The 14,371-nt window shown below is 66.6% G+C and carries 13 protein-coding genes; 9 read left to right on the forward strand and 4 right to left on the reverse strand.

Annotated features, from left to right (window positions below; genetic code table 11):
• Positions 1–2: 2 nt before the first annotated feature.
• Positions 3–977 carry a methylmalonyl Co-A mutase-associated GTPase MeaB gene (meaB, locus tag ASE66_RS13315; protein ID WP_057190115.1) on the reverse strand — a complete coding sequence of 325 codons (975 nt, stop codon included), beginning with the start codon at positions 975–977 and terminating at the stop codon, positions 3–5.
• A 127-nt stretch (positions 978–1,104) separates the two neighbouring features.
• Between meaB and ASE66_RS13320 the strand changes: the two genes are divergently transcribed.
• On the forward strand, positions 1,105–2,211 hold the full coding sequence (locus tag ASE66_RS13320) for an alpha/beta hydrolase (RefSeq protein WP_156412142.1): 1,107 nt from the start codon (positions 1,105–1,107) through the stop codon (positions 2,209–2,211).
• A gap of 184 nt (positions 2,212–2,395) precedes the next feature.
• Positions 2,396–3,397: an alpha/beta hydrolase gene (locus ASE66_RS13325; protein WP_057190117.1), complete on the forward strand. Its 1,002-nt coding sequence runs from the start codon at positions 2,396–2,398 to the stop codon at positions 3,395–3,397.
• A 39-nt stretch (positions 3,398–3,436) separates the two neighbouring features.
• On the opposite strand, the gene ASE66_RS13330 is transcribed toward ASE66_RS13325, so the two are convergent.
• Positions 3,437–5,869 carry a penicillin acylase family protein gene (locus tag ASE66_RS13330; RefSeq protein WP_057190118.1) on the reverse strand — a complete coding sequence of 811 codons (2,433 nt, stop codon included), beginning with the start codon at positions 5,867–5,869 and terminating at the stop codon, positions 3,437–3,439.
• A gap of 146 nt (positions 5,870–6,015) precedes the next feature.
• Positions 6,016–6,474 carry an Lrp/AsnC family transcriptional regulator gene (locus ASE66_RS13335; RefSeq protein WP_057190119.1) on the reverse strand — a complete coding sequence of 153 codons (459 nt, stop codon included), beginning with the start codon at positions 6,472–6,474 and terminating at the stop codon, positions 6,016–6,018.
• 138 nt (positions 6,475–6,612) lie between these two features.
• On the opposite strand from ASE66_RS13335, the gene ASE66_RS13340 reads away from it, so the two are divergent.
• Complete coding sequence (locus ASE66_RS13340) at positions 6,613–7,896, forward strand: cystathionine gamma-synthase family protein (protein ID WP_057190120.1); 1,284 nt, start codon at positions 6,613–6,615, stop codon at positions 7,894–7,896.
• On the forward strand, positions 7,893–8,735 hold the full coding sequence (locus tag ASE66_RS13345) for a lytic transglycosylase domain-containing protein (protein WP_200964592.1): 843 nt from the start codon (positions 7,893–7,895) through the stop codon (positions 8,733–8,735). Before ASE66_RS13340 ends, ASE66_RS13345 begins: the two co-directional genes overlap by 4 nt.
• A gap of 115 nt (positions 8,736–8,850) precedes the next feature.
• On the opposite strand, the gene ASE66_RS13350 is transcribed toward ASE66_RS13345, so the two are convergent.
• Positions 8,851–9,582 carry a DUF3750 domain-containing protein gene (locus ASE66_RS13350; RefSeq protein ID WP_057190121.1) on the reverse strand — a complete coding sequence of 244 codons (732 nt, stop codon included), beginning with the start codon at positions 9,580–9,582 and terminating at the stop codon, positions 8,851–8,853.
• A 438-nt stretch (positions 9,583–10,020) separates the two neighbouring features.
• Between ASE66_RS13350 and ASE66_RS13355 the strand changes: the two genes are divergently transcribed.
• The 5 genes from ASE66_RS13355 to ASE66_RS13375 all read left to right on the forward strand — a co-directional run bounded on the left by ASE66_RS13355 (position 10,021) and on the right by ASE66_RS13375 (position 14,344).
• Entirely contained in the window at positions 10,021–11,097 is a 1,077-nt protein-coding gene (locus ASE66_RS13355) for a polyamine ABC transporter substrate-binding protein (protein ID WP_244494903.1), read from the forward strand.
• Complete coding sequence (locus tag ASE66_RS13360; protein WP_057190372.1) at positions 11,094–12,281, forward strand: ABC transporter ATP-binding protein; 1,188 nt, start codon at positions 11,094–11,096, stop codon at positions 12,279–12,281. Before ASE66_RS13355 ends, ASE66_RS13360 begins: the two co-directional genes overlap by 4 nt.
• Positions 12,278–13,192: an ABC transporter permease gene (locus ASE66_RS13365; protein WP_244494904.1), complete on the forward strand. Its 915-nt coding sequence runs from the start codon at positions 12,278–12,280 to the stop codon at positions 13,190–13,192. The genes ASE66_RS13360 and ASE66_RS13365 overlap by 4 nt, the downstream gene beginning before the upstream one ends.
• Positions 13,189–13,977 (forward strand): ABC transporter permease, encoded by a 789-nt coding sequence (locus tag ASE66_RS13370; RefSeq protein WP_057190123.1) that lies wholly within the window; start codon positions 13,189–13,191, stop codon positions 13,975–13,977. The genes ASE66_RS13365 and ASE66_RS13370 overlap by 4 nt, the downstream gene beginning before the upstream one ends.
• Positions 13,978–14,083: 106 nt before the next feature.
• Entirely contained in the window at positions 14,084–14,344 is a 261-nt protein-coding gene (locus ASE66_RS13375) for a hypothetical protein (RefSeq protein ID WP_057190124.1), read from the forward strand.
• The last annotated feature ends 27 nt before the right edge of the window (positions 14,345–14,371 follow it).

Consider the following 14,371-nt stretch of genomic DNA (forward strand, 5'->3'; position numbering starts at 1 on the left):
GCCTACAGGCCGAGCGCCTTGGCGATCTCGTCGGCGGCGGCAGTCGGCGCCATCTCGCCCGCGGCGACGGCGGCTTCCAGCTTCGGCGTGCGCGCCTTCAGGGCCGGATCATGCCGGAGCTTGGCCTGCAGCCGGTCCTGCACCATCGCCCAGATCCATTTGACGTCCTGCCGCCGGCGCTTCTCGGCGATCAGGCCTTTCGCCTCGAAGCGGGCGCGGTGGTCCTCGATCTTGGCCCAGAGTGCGTCGAGGCCGGCCCCGGTCAGGCCGGAGATGGTGACGACCGACGTCGACCACAGCGGCGAGGTCGGCGCGAGGATGTGCAGTGCCGCCTTGTATTGCGCAGCCGCAGCACGCGCCGCGGTCGCGCCATCGCCATCGGCCTTGTTGACCGCGAGCATGTCGGCGAGCTCGATGATGCCCTTCTTGATGCCCTGCAATTCGTCTCCGGCATTGGGCAGCATCAGCACCAGGAAGAAATCGGTGAGATCGGCGACCGCCGTCTCCGATTGGCCGACGCCGACGGTCTCGACCAGGATAACGTCGAAGCCGGCGGCTTCGCAGAGCAGCATGGTCTCGCGCGTCTTGGCCGCGACGCCGCCTAATGTGCCGGAGGAGGGGGAGGGCCGGATATAGGCGTTCGGATCGACGGCAAGCTGCGCCATCCGGGTCTTGTCGCCGAGGATCGAGCCGCCGCTGCGTGTCGAGGACGGATCAACGGCGAGCACCGCGACCTTGTGACCCCGGCTGGTCAGATAGCTGCCGAGCGCGTCGATCGTGGTCGATTTCCCGACGCCGGGCACGCCGGTGATGCCGACGCGGATCGCCTTGCCGGTCTGCGGCAGGAGGCGGGAGAGCAGGGCCTGCGCCTGTTCGCGATGGTCGGCGCGCCGGCTTTCGGCGAGCGTGATCGCCCGCGCCAGCGCCGCGCGCTCGCCCTTGAGAATCGCATCGCCGAGCGCCGTGAGGTCGACCATGGCTGCTGGTAGCAAGAGAGCGGGCGCAGCGGAAGCAACGCTTTTTTGCTGGCAACGCTCCCCCAAGCCTCTTGCTAACGCACGAGGACGGTGGGACGAGTCGCGCGGGGTGTGGAGAGCGTGTGGCGTGTCCGGCTTGCGGTCCTTGGTTCTGGTCTCGCTGTTGTCATTCGTGCTTGCCGCTTGCGGCGGCCCGCCGCGCCAGCTGGTCGTGTCGGCGGCAAGGCCAGAGGACACTGCCAGCACGGTCCGCATTTTCGTTGCGACCTCGCGCGCCTCGACCAAGCAACCGGAGTACTTCAGCGGCGAGCGCAGCTCGGCGCTCGGGTTCGCCCGGCTCGACATCAGCGTGCCGCGCAGCCACAAGGTCGGCCAGCTCGAACTGCCGGGCAGCGTCACCAGCGCGGGCGATCCCGCCAGCCATTTCACCGTCGGCGGCGTCAAGCTCCTCTCCGAGCCGGAAATGCTGAAAGAAGTGAAGGCGGCGGTCGTCCAGCGCCCGCAGGCCGAGCGCGAGGTGCTCGTCTTCGTCCACGGCTTCAACACCAATTTCGCCGACGCTGCCTTCCGCTTTGCCCAGATCGTCACTGATTCCGGCTTCAAGGGCGTGCCGGTCATGTTCACCTGGCCGTCCCGCGCCCAGATCCTCGCCTACCCTTATGATCGCGACAGTGCCGATTTCTCACGCGATGCGCTCGAGACGGGCCTGCGCGTGATCTCTCGCGATCTCGGCGCCAACCGTTTCGACATCCTGGCGCATTCGATGGGGACGCTACTGACCGTCGAGACGCTGCGCCAGGCGGCGATCCGCGGCGACGGCAGCTTCGGCGGCAAGCTGCGCAATGTCATGCTGGCGGCGCCCGACATCGACCTCGATGTGTTCAAGACCCAGCTCGCCACGATCAAGCGGCCGGTCACCGTCTTCGTCTCCTCGGATGATCGCGCGCTCGATTTCTCGCGCCAGTTCGCCGGCGACAAGGCCAGGCTCGGGGCCATATCGGAGAAGGATACCGACGTCGTCGCCGATCTGCGCAGGTCGGGGGCGACGATCATCGATCTGTCGGCCGATCGCTCCAGCGACGACTACAACCACGGCAAGTTCGCGAGCACGCCGCGGATCGTCGAGTTGATCGGAAAGCGGCTCGGCGCCGACGGCCTGGATGGCGGAACGGGCGGCGGCATGCTCGGCCTCGACTCCAAGGCCTCGCCCTCTTTCGTCGCGCGCGACGACTAGCGCATTTCCGCGGTTCTCTGAATCGCGGAAATGCTCCAGTTCTTTGTTTTATCGCATTTTCTTAATGCGAACCGGTATGCACTTCGCTCGAAAATACTCTAGCTGCCTAATTCTGGCCGCGTTGGTCTGGCCTTAAGGGTTTTGCGGCCAGAAGGTCCGCGCCCCCCATTTCCGGACTTCGCCAGTGACCTCGCCTTCGCGACACGCCGTTTCACGCCGCTCCTTCGTTGCCCTGCTCGGGCTGGGGCTGGCCGGCTGTGGGCAGAGCGAGGCGTCGATCTCGCCCTTCGTCGGGCCGGCGGATTCGTCCAGCTTCGGCAAGGAGCCGCAGCTGCTCGTGGCCACGACGCGCAAGTCGACCGGCGATCGCCCGCCCTATTTCGCCGCCGAGCGCGGCAACGGGCTGACCTTCGCCGAGGTCAGGCTGTCGGCACCGGGGCGCGGCGTTGCCGCTCAGGTAAGTTCGGTCGTCAGCGGCGACTGGGCCGTGCTTGGGGTCACACGCCGCAGCGCTAACGATGCCGCCCGCGCCTTCGCCGATTCCGCGACCGGCCGCGACGTGCTGCTCTATGTGCACGGCTTCAACGAGACCTTCGAATCGGCCGCGCGCAGCGCCGGTCAGCTCTCGCATGCGCTCGCCTTCGAGGGCCGCACCGCCCTGTTCACCTGGCCGTCCGGCGGCGGCCTGCTCGCCTATGCCTATGACCGCGAGAGCGCGCTCTGGTCGCGCGACGGCTTCGTCCAGACCCTGAAGGCGCTGGTCGCCAACCCGACGATCGGGCGGATCAACATCGTCGCGCATTCGATGGGCAGCTTCCTGGCGCTGGAAGGCCTGCGCGAATTGCGCGATTTTGAAGGGCTGTCCGACCGGATCGGCGCCGTCGTGCTGGCCTCGCCGGATGTCGACATCGACGCCTTCGAGCAGATCGTGCCGAGGCTCGGCTCGGTCGCCCAGCGGATGACCGTGATCATCGATCCCGGCGACAAGGCGTTGGCCGTTTCCTCTCGCCTTGCCGGCGGCGTCGCCCGCGCCGGCGCCGCCGACCGTGAGCGGTTGGAGCAGCTCGGCGTGCGCGTCGCCGACACGGCCGGCCGCGGCTGGAGCCTGCTGCGCCACGACCTCTTCCTGTCGAACAGCGAGGTCACGCAGGTCGTGCGCCGTGCCATCGACCGGGCCCGATCCTGAGAACGGAGGCCGGGGCCTCCGTTCCGGGTTCTCGTCGCGTCAGCCGGCCGGCTTGAGCGCGATGACGGAGCGGGCCGCTTTCTCGATCGCCTCGCGCGAATAGAGTAGCGGCGCATAGTCGCCGGCCGCCCAGAGCGGCGCGAGATCACGATAATGCGGGCTGTAGGCGTCGCCTGACTGGCCCGGCGTGTTGATGAAGCGACTGTCGTCCCAGTTGCCGACGTCCAGCACCATGCGGAACGAGGCCCCCGCGGTCACCCTGAAATCGGAGATCCGATAGGAGGCTGCGCGCGGGCTGAAGGCCGAGCCGGCCATGGCGAGCCGGCCGACATTGAGCTGCGCCCGGTCCGGGCCGCCGGCGAGCGGCGAGAGTGCATGGTCGAACTGGGCGTGGTGGATCTTGCCCCAGTTCCAGCTTGCCATATCCGGGCCGAGCGATTGGCGCAGCTCCTCCATCGCCGCTTTCAAGGTCTCGAGCAGCAAGGCATTGCGCGCCGCCTTCGGGTCGGCGCCGAGCGCGCTGTCTGGCGCTTCGAGATAGGCGACCACCGCGGCCACATCGAGCGGACCGATCACGCCGCGCGCCTTTTCCGGCACGGCCTTGGCCGTCAGCGCCCGGCCGAGATGCTTGCTCATCCAGACCTCGGATAGCGCAGCGGCTGCGCTGTCGACCGCGATCTCGTGGTTCCAGCCCTTGATCAGCTTCAGGCCTTCGGCCGTGACCGGATCGTCCGAGGACAGCGGCGCCAGCAAAGCGGCGAGCTTGCGGGCATTGTCCGAGCTGTCGTCGTTCTGCAGGGCCATGGCGTCGGCGAGCGTCACCTTGTTCCTGGTGCCGAGCACGGACTTGATCCGGTTGATGCGCGAGGGATCGGACCATTCGAAGCCGATGCGCTTGGCCAGCAGCGGGTGGTCCTTCGGGATATTCATTTCGTTGGCGGTGGCGAAGAAGCTGTCCGTCGGGTTGTAGATCTCGGGTAGCTCGCCAGCTTTCAGGAAGCCGGTCCATTCATAGCGGCCGTCGCCAGGCACCGGCATCAGGCCGTCATGGTTCGGCCGCTGCGGTGCGCGCCCGCCGACGATCCAGCCGATATTGCCCTTGTTGTCGGCATAGACCTGGTTCTCGGACGGCGCACCCCATTCGGCCATCGCCTTCTTGAAGCCGGCCCAGTCCTTCGCCGTCATGTACTCCGCCGAGTTGAAATAGGCTGAGGTCCCCGGCTCGAACCAGACCGTGCGGATGGCAAAGGCGCGCTTCTCGTCGGGCTCGGCCTTCATGATCGGGCCGTGGCGGGTGAATTTCAGCTCGACCTGGCGCGGAGCCTCGCCCTTGACCTCGATCGCCTCGGTGACGGTCCGCATCTCCTCCCAGCCACTGCCATAGCGATACTGGTTCGGATTGGCCGGGTTGGTCTCGTAGACGTAGAGGTCCTCCTGATCGATCGCGAAGATCGTCAATCCGAAGGCGATCTCGCCGTTGTGGCCGATCGAGATGCCGGGCAAGGCAGGCTCGCCGCCGCCGATTACCGACAGGCCCGGCGCGTTGAGGTGCACGACATAGCGCAGCGACGGCACGCCATGGGCGCGGTGCGGGTCGTTGGCCAGGATAGGCCGGCCGGTTGCGGTGCGGCTCGCCGCGATCGTCCAGTTGTTCGAGCCGATGGTGGAGATGTTGTCGCCGGCCGCAGCGAAGACGGCGTCGCGGTCGAGTGCGGCGCGCTTCTCGCCGGGGGCGGCGAAGGTGACGTCGCGCGTCGCAAGATTGTAGTCGTCGAGGATGTCGGGCTTGATCGCGCAGGGGTCGAGCCCCTCCGGTACCTTGGTCTTCACGCTCGGCTCCAGCACGCGCCGGAAGCGATCCGCCTCGATCCCGGCGGCGCAGGCGACACGGGCGCGCACGACCTCGGACATCACATTGCGGGTCAGGCCATGGCTGCGGATGCGCACCACGTCCTCGGCGCTCCAGCGATCCGGCAAGGTGCCGGAGACGCGAAAATCGAGCGGTAGCGACTGCTTGCCGGCCCTGACTTCATCGACGCGCGCATTGATGCCCGCGACGAAGGCGTCGGTATAGGCCTTGGCGTCGGGGCCATAGGCAGCCCATTCCTTGTCCATCTCCCCGCGATAGAGGAAGAGCCGGGCGGCGCGGTCCTGCGCGACATAGGACGGGCCGAAATCCTTGGCGAGGAGCCCGAGACCGCGCTTGCGCCAGAGATCGATCTGCCAGAGCCGGTCGCGCGCCGCATTGTAGCCTTGCAGGAACAGCGCATCGCGGCTCGATGCCGCGTAGATGTGGGCGACGCCCCATTGATCGAGGATCAGCTCCGCCGGCCCCTGCAGGCCGGCGACCGTCTGTTCGGAACGCTTCACGGCGCTGGACATCTCGGCCTTGGCGGGCAGGCATCCGGCGATCGTGACGGCGGCAATGGCAAACAGCGACGCTGCGCTGTGGGCGCGATCTGCTCTGCTCATGGTGTTCCTCCGTGCGGCTCGTCTTTGGCGACGGCCTTGCCGGGGGAGCTTAGGAGGAGACCGAAGGGCGGCCACCGCACATGTCCACATGGCAGCCTTGCCGCTCTGGCATGTGGCGCGGATCGTTTCTTGCGCCGGAGGCCAAACTATAGCGGCGGCAGGCCGACGCGCTTCTTGATCGTTGCCAGGGCGAAATTGGATTCGACCGACTGGACGCATTTCAGCCGCGTCATCTTCTGCTTCAGGAAGCGCTCATAGCCGTCGATGCCGTCGGTCAGGACCCGCAGCAGATAGTCCTGGCTGCCGGTCATCAGGTAGCATTCCGCCACTTCGGGCCAGCCTTCGATCGCTTTCTCGAACTCGGCGATCTGCTCCGTGTTTTGCTGGCTGAGCCGGACCGAGACGAAGACGCTGAACGGCAGGCCATAGGCTTTGGGGTCGACTATCGCCGAATAGCCCCTGATGACGCCGGTCTCTTCCAGGCGCTTGAGCCGGCGCAGGCACGGCGTCGGCGACAGGCCGATCTTCTCGGACAGGTCCTGATTGGTGATGCGGCCATCCTCCTGCAGCAATGTCAGCATGCGGCGGTCGATCGTATCGAGCATGATCTGCTCCTCCGGGCGTTCAATCGAGCAGGAAGCTGCAAAATCTTGCTCTAGAGCACAGGTGATCGTTCATGCAATGGCCTTAGGATCGGCCTAGGTTCGCGTCGCGGGGCCGCGCTGGCCGGCGAGGAGACAGTCATGAGCGACGACAACTACCATAAGGACCGGATCGCCAATCGCCGGCTCCATCCCGAGACCCTGATGATGGGCTACGGCTATTCGCCGAAGATGTCGGAAGGGGCGCTCAAGCCGCCGGTCTTCCTGACCTCGACCTTCGTCTTCGAGAACGCCCAGCAGGGCAAGGACTTCTTCGACCTGACCGCCGGCCGTCGCCAGCTCAAGCCGGGCGAGAAGTCTGGCCTGGTCTATTCGCGCTTCAACCACCCGAACATGGAGATCCTCGAGGATCGCCTGGCGATCTGGGACGAGGCTGAGGCCTGTGCCGTCTTCGCCAGCGGCATGGCGGCGATCGCCACGACCTGCTTCTCCTTCCTGCGACCGGGCGACACCATCATCCACAGTCGGCCGCTCTATGGCGGCACCGAGACGCTGCTGAAGAACCAGATGGGCGCCTTCGGCGTCACGCCGTTCGGCTTCACCGACGGCGTCGACGTCGCGCAGATGCGCAAGGTCGCGCAGGACGCTGCGGCCAAGGGCCGGGTCGCGATGATCCTGGTCGAGACGCCGGCCAACCCGACCAACGGCCTCGTCGACCTCGCAGCCTGCAAGGCGATCGCCGATGAACTGGAGAAATCCCAGGGGCATCGTCCGCCGGTCGTGGTCGACAACACCATGCTCGGGCCGATCTTCCAGAAGCCGCTGAAGCACGGCGCCGATCTCACTCTATTGTCGCTGACCAAATATGTCGGCGGCCACAGCGATCTCGTCGGCGGCTCGATCAGCGGCTCGAAGGCGCTCGTGCGGCAAGTGAAGAGCTGGCGCGGCTCGCTCGGCACGCAAGCAGATCCCAATTCCTGCTGGATGCTGATGCGCTCGCTCGAGACGCTCGACATCCGCATGAACCGCGCTAACGAGAACGGCCGCAAGGTCGCGGACTACCTGCGCAAGCACCCGAAGATCGCCAAGGTCCATTATCTCGGCGATCTCGCTGAGGGCGATCCGCGCAAGGCTGTGTTCGACCGGCAATGCACCCAGCCCGGCTCGACCTTCGCCTTCGACGTCAAAGGCGGCGAGAAGCAAGCCTTCGCCGTGCTCGACAACCTCCAGATCATGAAGCTCGCGGTCAGCCTGGGCGGCACCGAGACGCTGGTCTCGCATCCCGCTGCGATGACCCATTCCGGTGTCGCCCGCGAGCTGCGCGAGGAGATCGGTCTCACCGATGCGCTGATCCGGATTTCGGTCGGCATCGAGAACATCGAGGACCTGATCTCGGATCTCGCCCAGGCGCTCGACGCCGCGTGAGGGCAGGGCGGCGCCGCATCGTCGTCGTGGCACTCGCCACCACGCTCCTCAGCGGCCCGGCCCTGGCCGAGCCGCAGACCGAGAGCGTGGCGCAGACCATCTGCCGGCTGATCGAAGGCGCTGCGAAGACGCATGATCTGCCGGTCGCCTTCTTCACCCGGTTGATCTGGCGCGAGAGCAGCTTCCGGCCAAACGTCGTCAGCCCGGCCGGGGCTCAGGGCATCGCCCAGTTCATGCCGGGCACGGCGAACGAGCGCGGCCTCGCCGATCCGTTCGATCCCGAAGCGGCGATCCCGCATTCGGCCGCCTTCCTCGCGGCGCTGAAAAACCAGTTCGGCAATCTTGGCCTGGCCGCGGCGGCCTATAATGGCGGGCCGAACCGCGTCGCGCGCTGGATCGAGCGTGGCGGCATGCTGCCCTACGAGACGCAGGCATATGTCCGCTTCATCACCGGCCGCCCCATCGAGGAATGGCGGTTGGGCGCAGGCGAGACGCCGCCGCCGGCGACGCGGGAGGAGACGGATTGCCTCGCCACCGTCGCCTCGATCCGCATCACCACGCCGGCCGTGCTGGTCGAGGGCGCCTACGAGCCGTTCGGTGTGCAGCTCGCTGGCAATGCCTCGAAGGCGCGCGCTATCGCCTCGTACCAGAGTGTCGTGACCCGCTTTGCTTCACTGCTCGCCGGCAAGCCGACCATGATCCTGGGTTCGGCCGTGGCGGGACGGGGCAGGGGCCGGTTCTACCGCGTCAGGCTGCCGGCACAGAGCCTGCGCGAGGCGACGCTGGCGTGCAATCGCCTGCGCCAAGCCGGCGGGGCGTGTCTGGTGCTGCGGAATTGACGAAGCGCGTCATTCTCGGGCGAAGCGAAGCGCAGACCCGAGAATCTCATGACGAGAATGTCTCGTGGGAGCCTCTTCTGGCCTGAGATGCTCGGGTCAAGCCCGAGCATGACGCCTAGAGCCCCACCCGTCCCCAGCCGGGCAGCTTCAGTGCAGGCCGCTGCAGGTCGAAACCGGCGACGAGACCGAGCAGGTTGACCTCGACACCCTCGACCCAGCCGAAGGTCACGCCGGCGAGCCCATAGAGCGAGGCTTGCAAACCGGTGCGGCTCGGCGTGAGGCCGGCATAGAGCCCGCCCTCGCGCCAGTCCTTGCCGATCGCGGTCGGCGGCAGGGTGCGGCCGAGCTCGGGCACTTCGGCGAGGATATGCTGGACGAAGCTGTTCGAGTTTGGTCCCGGCCAGGCGGCATAGGAGCCGTAGTCGCTGTAGCCGTAGCTCTTCACGGCCTCGCGGATACGCGGGATCAGCGCCTCGGCGGCCTGCCCCCTGATCTCGCCGACGACCTCCGGGACGTTGCCGTACCAGCGGCCATCGGCGACGCGGACATTCACGCGCACCGGATTGCCCCAGCCGACGACATCGAAGCGGGTATAGGCCGAGGCGTTTTTCTCTTTCACCACCACCCAGGAGTGATGGGCGAAGACGCCGCGCCAGCGGCCGACACGGGCGGCGAAGATGTGGACGGTCGCCTCGGGCTCGATGGCCGGCGCCGGCAACAGCGCGGCGCTCGACCAGTCGGCGCGGGCCCAGTCAGGCGCGCGCGATTGCCATTGCCACCAGGCGGCATGGGTGCCGAGCGGCAGGAGGAAGACCACCGTGAAGAGGAGGAGACAGCGCCGGATCATGCTCCCAGGAAAATAGGTGGCGCGGCACCCGTGCCACAAGGCACGACGGAGCGGCGCCGATCACGAAATCGAGGTTGAGGCTTTGCCGCAAGCTGCGAGAGGCTGTTAGCGCCCTTGGATAGAGCTTGGGCGTCGGCGATTTTGCCCGAGTGCCAGGAGCTTGGTGCGGCCAAGCCTTCCGGCTTGGCCGTGACGAGCGACACCGCAATCGGGCAAAAGCGCCACGCCGCTGCGCGGTGAGGTGAAACCGGCCGACTGCGGCGTCGCATCGCTTGCCGATACCAGCGGTATCGGCTGCGCAATGCTCCTGGCATTCGGCCGGTTTGACCTCACCCAAGCTCTATCCAAGGGCGCTAACAGCCTCTAACTTGCCCGCGCGAAATCTAAAGGAGGGGCAGATTGCGCACGTTGACGTGGGTTATGCATGGGTTGGCCGCTATGGCGGTTTTCGGGCTCGCTCTCGCAGCCGGCCCGGCAGGAGCGCAGGACAATAAGGAACTGCGCATCTTCAACTGGTCGGATTACGTCAATCCGGAGGTGCTCGACGCCTTCAAGAAAGAGACCGGCATCACCGTCGTCTACGACACCTTCGACCAGATGGAGACGGTCGAGACCAAGCTGCTCGCCGGCAAGACCGGCTACGACCTCGTCGTCGTCACGGCCTCCTTCCTGCCCCGGCACATCCCGATCGGCCTCTACACGCCGATCGACACCGCCAAGGTGCAAAACCTCAAGCACGCCTGGCCGGAGATCAAGCAGCGCCTGGCCAAATACGATCCCGGCAACAAGTTCGCCGTGAACTACATGTGGGGCACCACCGGGATCGGCTACAACACCGCCAAGATCAAGGAACGGCTCGGCAACGACGCAGTGATCGACAGCTGGAGCATCGTCTTCGATCCGGAGAAGCTGAAGAAGCTCTCCAATTGCGGTGTGCATGTGCTCGACGCGGTCGAGGAGATGTTCCCGGCGGCGCTGCGCTATCTCGGGCTCGATCCCGACTCGAAGAACGAGGCCGATCTCAACAAGGCCGGCGAATTGCTGCGCAAGATCCGCCCGCACATCCAGAAGTTCCACTCGTCGGAATACATCAATGCGCTCGCCAACGGCGATATCTGCCTGGCGGTCGGCTATTCCGGCGACGTGCTGCAGGCCAGGAAGCGCGCCGTCGAGGCCAAGAACAAGGTCGACATCAGCTATGTGATCCCGAAGGAGGGCGCGCTGATGTGGTTCGATTCCTTCGTGATCCCGAAGGATGCCGGCAACCCCGACGCGGCCCTGCAGTTCATCGACTTCGTCAACCGTCCGGACATGGCGGCGAAGAACTCGGACTTCATCCAGTACGCCAACGGCAATCTCGCGGCGAAGCCTTTGCTCTCGGCCGAGGTCCGCGACAATCCCGGCATCTATCCGACCGATGCGGTGATGAGCCGCCTCTACACCATCACGCCCTACGACCAGAAGACGCAGCGGGTGGTCAACCGGCTGTGGACGCGCGTCAAGAGCGGCAGGTGAACAGGGATACGAGCCGGCCGGAAGCTGCTGGAAGGCGCGCCTCGCCCGGCAGCGTCCGGCGCGACTTCCAGCCCTGGAACGACCCGGCGGCGAAGCCGCTGGTCGAATTCAGGAACGTCACCAAGCGCTTCGGTGCGGTGGTCGCGGTCGACCAGCTGTCGCTCTCGATCCATGTGCGCGAGTTCTTCGCGCTGCTCGGCCCGTCCGGCTGCGGCAAGACCACGTTGATGCGCATGCTCGCCGGCTTCGAGCAGCCCGACGAGGGCGAGATCCTGCTCGACGGCGTCGACATCACGGCCGTGCCGCCGCACCGGCGGCCAGTCAACATGATGTTCCAGTCCTATGCGCTGTTCCCGCATATGAGCGTCGGCGACAACATCGCCTATGGGCTGAAACGCGAAGGGCTGCCCAGGGCGGACATTGCCCAACGCGTCGAGACGATGCTGAAGCGCGTGCGGCTGAACGGGATGGAGAAGCGCCGGCCGGACCAGCTCTCCGGTGGCCAGCGCCAGCGCGTCGCGCTCGCCCGTGCCCTGGTCAAGCAGCCCAAGCTGCTCCTGCTCGACGAGCCCTTGGGGGCGCTCGACAAGAAGCTGCGCGAAGAGACGCAATACGAGCTGATGGACCTGCAGGCCGATCTCGGCCTGACCTTCATGGTCGTCACCCACGACCAGGACGAGGCCATGACCATGGCCGACCGCATGGCGGTGATGGACCACGGCCGGTTGCTGCAGATCGCGCCGCCGGATCTGATCTACGAGGCGCCTGCCAGCCGCTTTGTCGCGGAGTTCGTCGGCGACATCAATCTGATCGAGGGCCGGGTCACTGCCGTCGCCGGCGATCTCGTGACGCTGGAGAACCGGCCCGTCGGCGTGATCGAGCTTGACGAGGATGCGTCGACCTACCGGCCGGGCGATGCCCTCACCGTCGGCCTGCGGCCCGAGAAGATCGTGCTCAGCCATGACGAGCCGACGCAGGGCGTCAACAAGGTCGCCGGCGAGATCTGGGACATCGGTTATCTCGGCGACATGACCATGGTTCAGGTCATGGTCGGCGGCGACGAGGGCAAGCTCTTCAAGGTCTCGCTGACCAACCGCACGCGACGCATCGAGCGGCCCTTCGCCTGGGAAGACAGGGTCTGGCTCTCCTGGGACGTCGAAGCCGGCATGGTGCTGGCGTCGTGAGCACGCCGGCTGTCCGGAGCAGCGCGACCGGTCGCGGCCTGCTGGTCGCGGCCATTCCCTATCTCTGGCTGCTCGCTTTCTTCCTGGCGCCCTTCGTCATCGTGCTCAGGATCGCGCTCTCAGACGCCGCGACCGACCAGCCGCCCTATGCGCCGCATTTCCCCGGCTTCGGCCAGCTCGGTGAATTCCTCGGCGCGCTCGATATCGAGAACTTCCGCCTGCTCGGCGACGATCCGCTCTACTGGCAGAGTTATCTCTCCTCGCTGCGTATCGCGGCCCTGACCACGCTGATCGCGCTCGCGATCGGCTATCCGCTCGCCTATGCGATGGCCCTGGCGCCGAAGCGCTGGCAGGGCATCCTCCTCGTCCTCGTCATCCTGCCGTTCTGGACCTCGTTCCTGATCCGCGTCTACGCCTGGATCGGCATCCTGCGGCCGGATGGCCTGCTCGACATGGCGCTGCTGGGGATCGGGCTGACAGCTGAACCCTTGCGCCTGCTCAACACCGATGCCGCCGTGCTGATCGGCATGGTCTATTCCTATCTACCCTTCATGGTGCTGCCGCTGTTCTCGACGCTGCAGAAGCTCGACGGCGCCTTGCTGGAAGCGGCGTCCGACCTTGGCGCGACGCCGCTGACAACCTTCCTGACTGTGACCCTGCCGCTCTCGATCCCCGGCATCCTTGCCGGCTCGGCCCTGGTCTTCATCCCGGCGATCGGCGAATTCGTCATCCCCGATCTGCTGGGCGGTTCCGACACACTGATGGTCGGCAAGGTGCTCTGGAACGAGTTCTTCTCGAACCGAGACTGGCCGCTGGCTTCGGCGGTGGCGGTCGTGCTGCTCGTCGTCCTCGTCCTGCCGTTGATGCTGCTGCAGCGGGCGCGCGGACAAGGGGAAGGGCGCGCGCGATGAGGCGCTTCGGGGTCTTCCACCTCGCCGCGCTCGTCGCCGGCTTCGCCTTCCTCTATCTGCCGATCGTCGCGCTGGTCGCCTATTCCTTCAACGCTTCACGGTTGGTGACGGTCTGGGGCGGCTTCTCGACGCATTGGTATGGCGCGCTGTTGCACAACCAGCCCTTGCTCGATGCGGCCTGGCTGACGATCCGCGTCGCGCTGGTCTCGGCGACGCTGGCGACGATGCTCGGGACACTGGCGGCGCTCGCACTGGCGCGCTACCGCGTCTTCGCTGGCAGAATGCTGTTCTCCGGCATGGTGATGGCGCCGCTGGTGATGCCGGAGGTGATCACCGGGCTGTCGCTGCTGCTGCTCTTCGTCGCCGGCGATGTCGAGCGCGGCTACTGGACCGTCGTCATCGCCCACGCGACCTTCAGCCTCGGCTTCGCCTGCATCGTCGTGCAGGCCAGGCTCGCCGGTTTCGACCGCTCGCTCGAGGAAGCGGCGCGCGATCTTGGCGCGACGCCCATGGAAACATTCCGGACGGTGACGCTGCCGCTGATCTGGCCTGCCGTCGCCGCCGCCTGGATGCTGGCCTTCACGCTCTCGCTCGACGATCTCGTCATCGCCAGCTTCACCACCGGGCCGGGCGCGACATCGCTGCCGATGCGGCTCTATTCGGCGATCCGCCTCGGCGTCACGCCCGAGATCAACGCCGCCTGCACCATCATGATCGCGGCGGTGGCGGTCGCGGTGATCGGCGCGTCCCTGTTGATGAAGCGGGACGCGCTGGCGGGGCGCTGACCTAAACGCTCAATGAACGTCCCGCTCAAAACCGGTTCAGGCCGGTTGCGCGATGGTGCTTGCCAGAGCGGGAAACCTTCCTGCTCCGGCAAGAGGAGACACGACGATGTTTCGCACCCTCGCTTCCGCCGGCCTCATCGCTGCTGCTGCGCTCGGGATCAGCGCGGCATCGCCCAGCAAGGCACAGGCCGGCGTCCTGATCCAGCAGGCCTATTATGACGGCCCTGGCTATGGCTGGCGCGCACCGCCGCCGGCCTATGGCTATTGGGGCGTTCCCCGCTGGCGCCGTCACTATGATCGCCCGCGCTTCTACGGCCCGCCGCCTCCGCCGCCGCCGCGCTATTATCGTCGCTGGCGCGAGTGGTGAGCCTTGAAAGCTATCGGCGCGCGGCGG

Source organism: Allobosea sp. Root483D1, assembly GCF_001429505.1.
Classification (GTDB): Bacteria; Pseudomonadota; Alphaproteobacteria; order Rhizobiales; family Beijerinckiaceae; genus Allobosea.

Bases quoted from the DNA above. Each gene is read 5' to 3' on its own strand.
- meaB (WP_057190115.1), bottom strand. From the start codon at position 977: ATGGTCGACCTCACGGCGCTCGGCGATGCGATTCTCAAGGGCGAGCGC.
- ASE66_RS13330 (WP_057190118.1), bottom strand. From the start codon at position 5,869: ATGAGCAGAGCAGATCGCGCCCACAGCGCAGCGTCGCTGTTTGCCATT.
- ASE66_RS13335 (WP_057190119.1), bottom strand. From the start codon at position 6,474: ATGCTCGATACGATCGACCGCCGCATGCTGACATTGCTGCAGGAGGAT.
- ASE66_RS13340 (WP_057190120.1), top strand. From the start codon at position 6,613: ATGAGCGACGACAACTACCATAAGGACCGGATCGCCAATCGCCGGCTC.
- ASE66_RS13350 (WP_057190121.1), bottom strand. From the start codon at position 9,582: ATGATCCGGCGCTGTCTCCTCCTCTTCACGGTGGTCTTCCTCCTGCCG.
- ASE66_RS13355 (WP_244494903.1), top strand. From the start codon at position 10,021: ATGGCGGTTTTCGGGCTCGCTCTCGCAGCCGGCCCGGCAGGAGCGCAG.
- ASE66_RS13370 (WP_057190123.1), top strand. From the start codon at position 13,189: ATGAGGCGCTTCGGGGTCTTCCACCTCGCCGCGCTCGTCGCCGGCTTC.
- ASE66_RS13375 (WP_057190124.1), top strand. From the start codon at position 14,084: ATGTTTCGCACCCTCGCTTCCGCCGGCCTCATCGCTGCTGCTGCGCTC.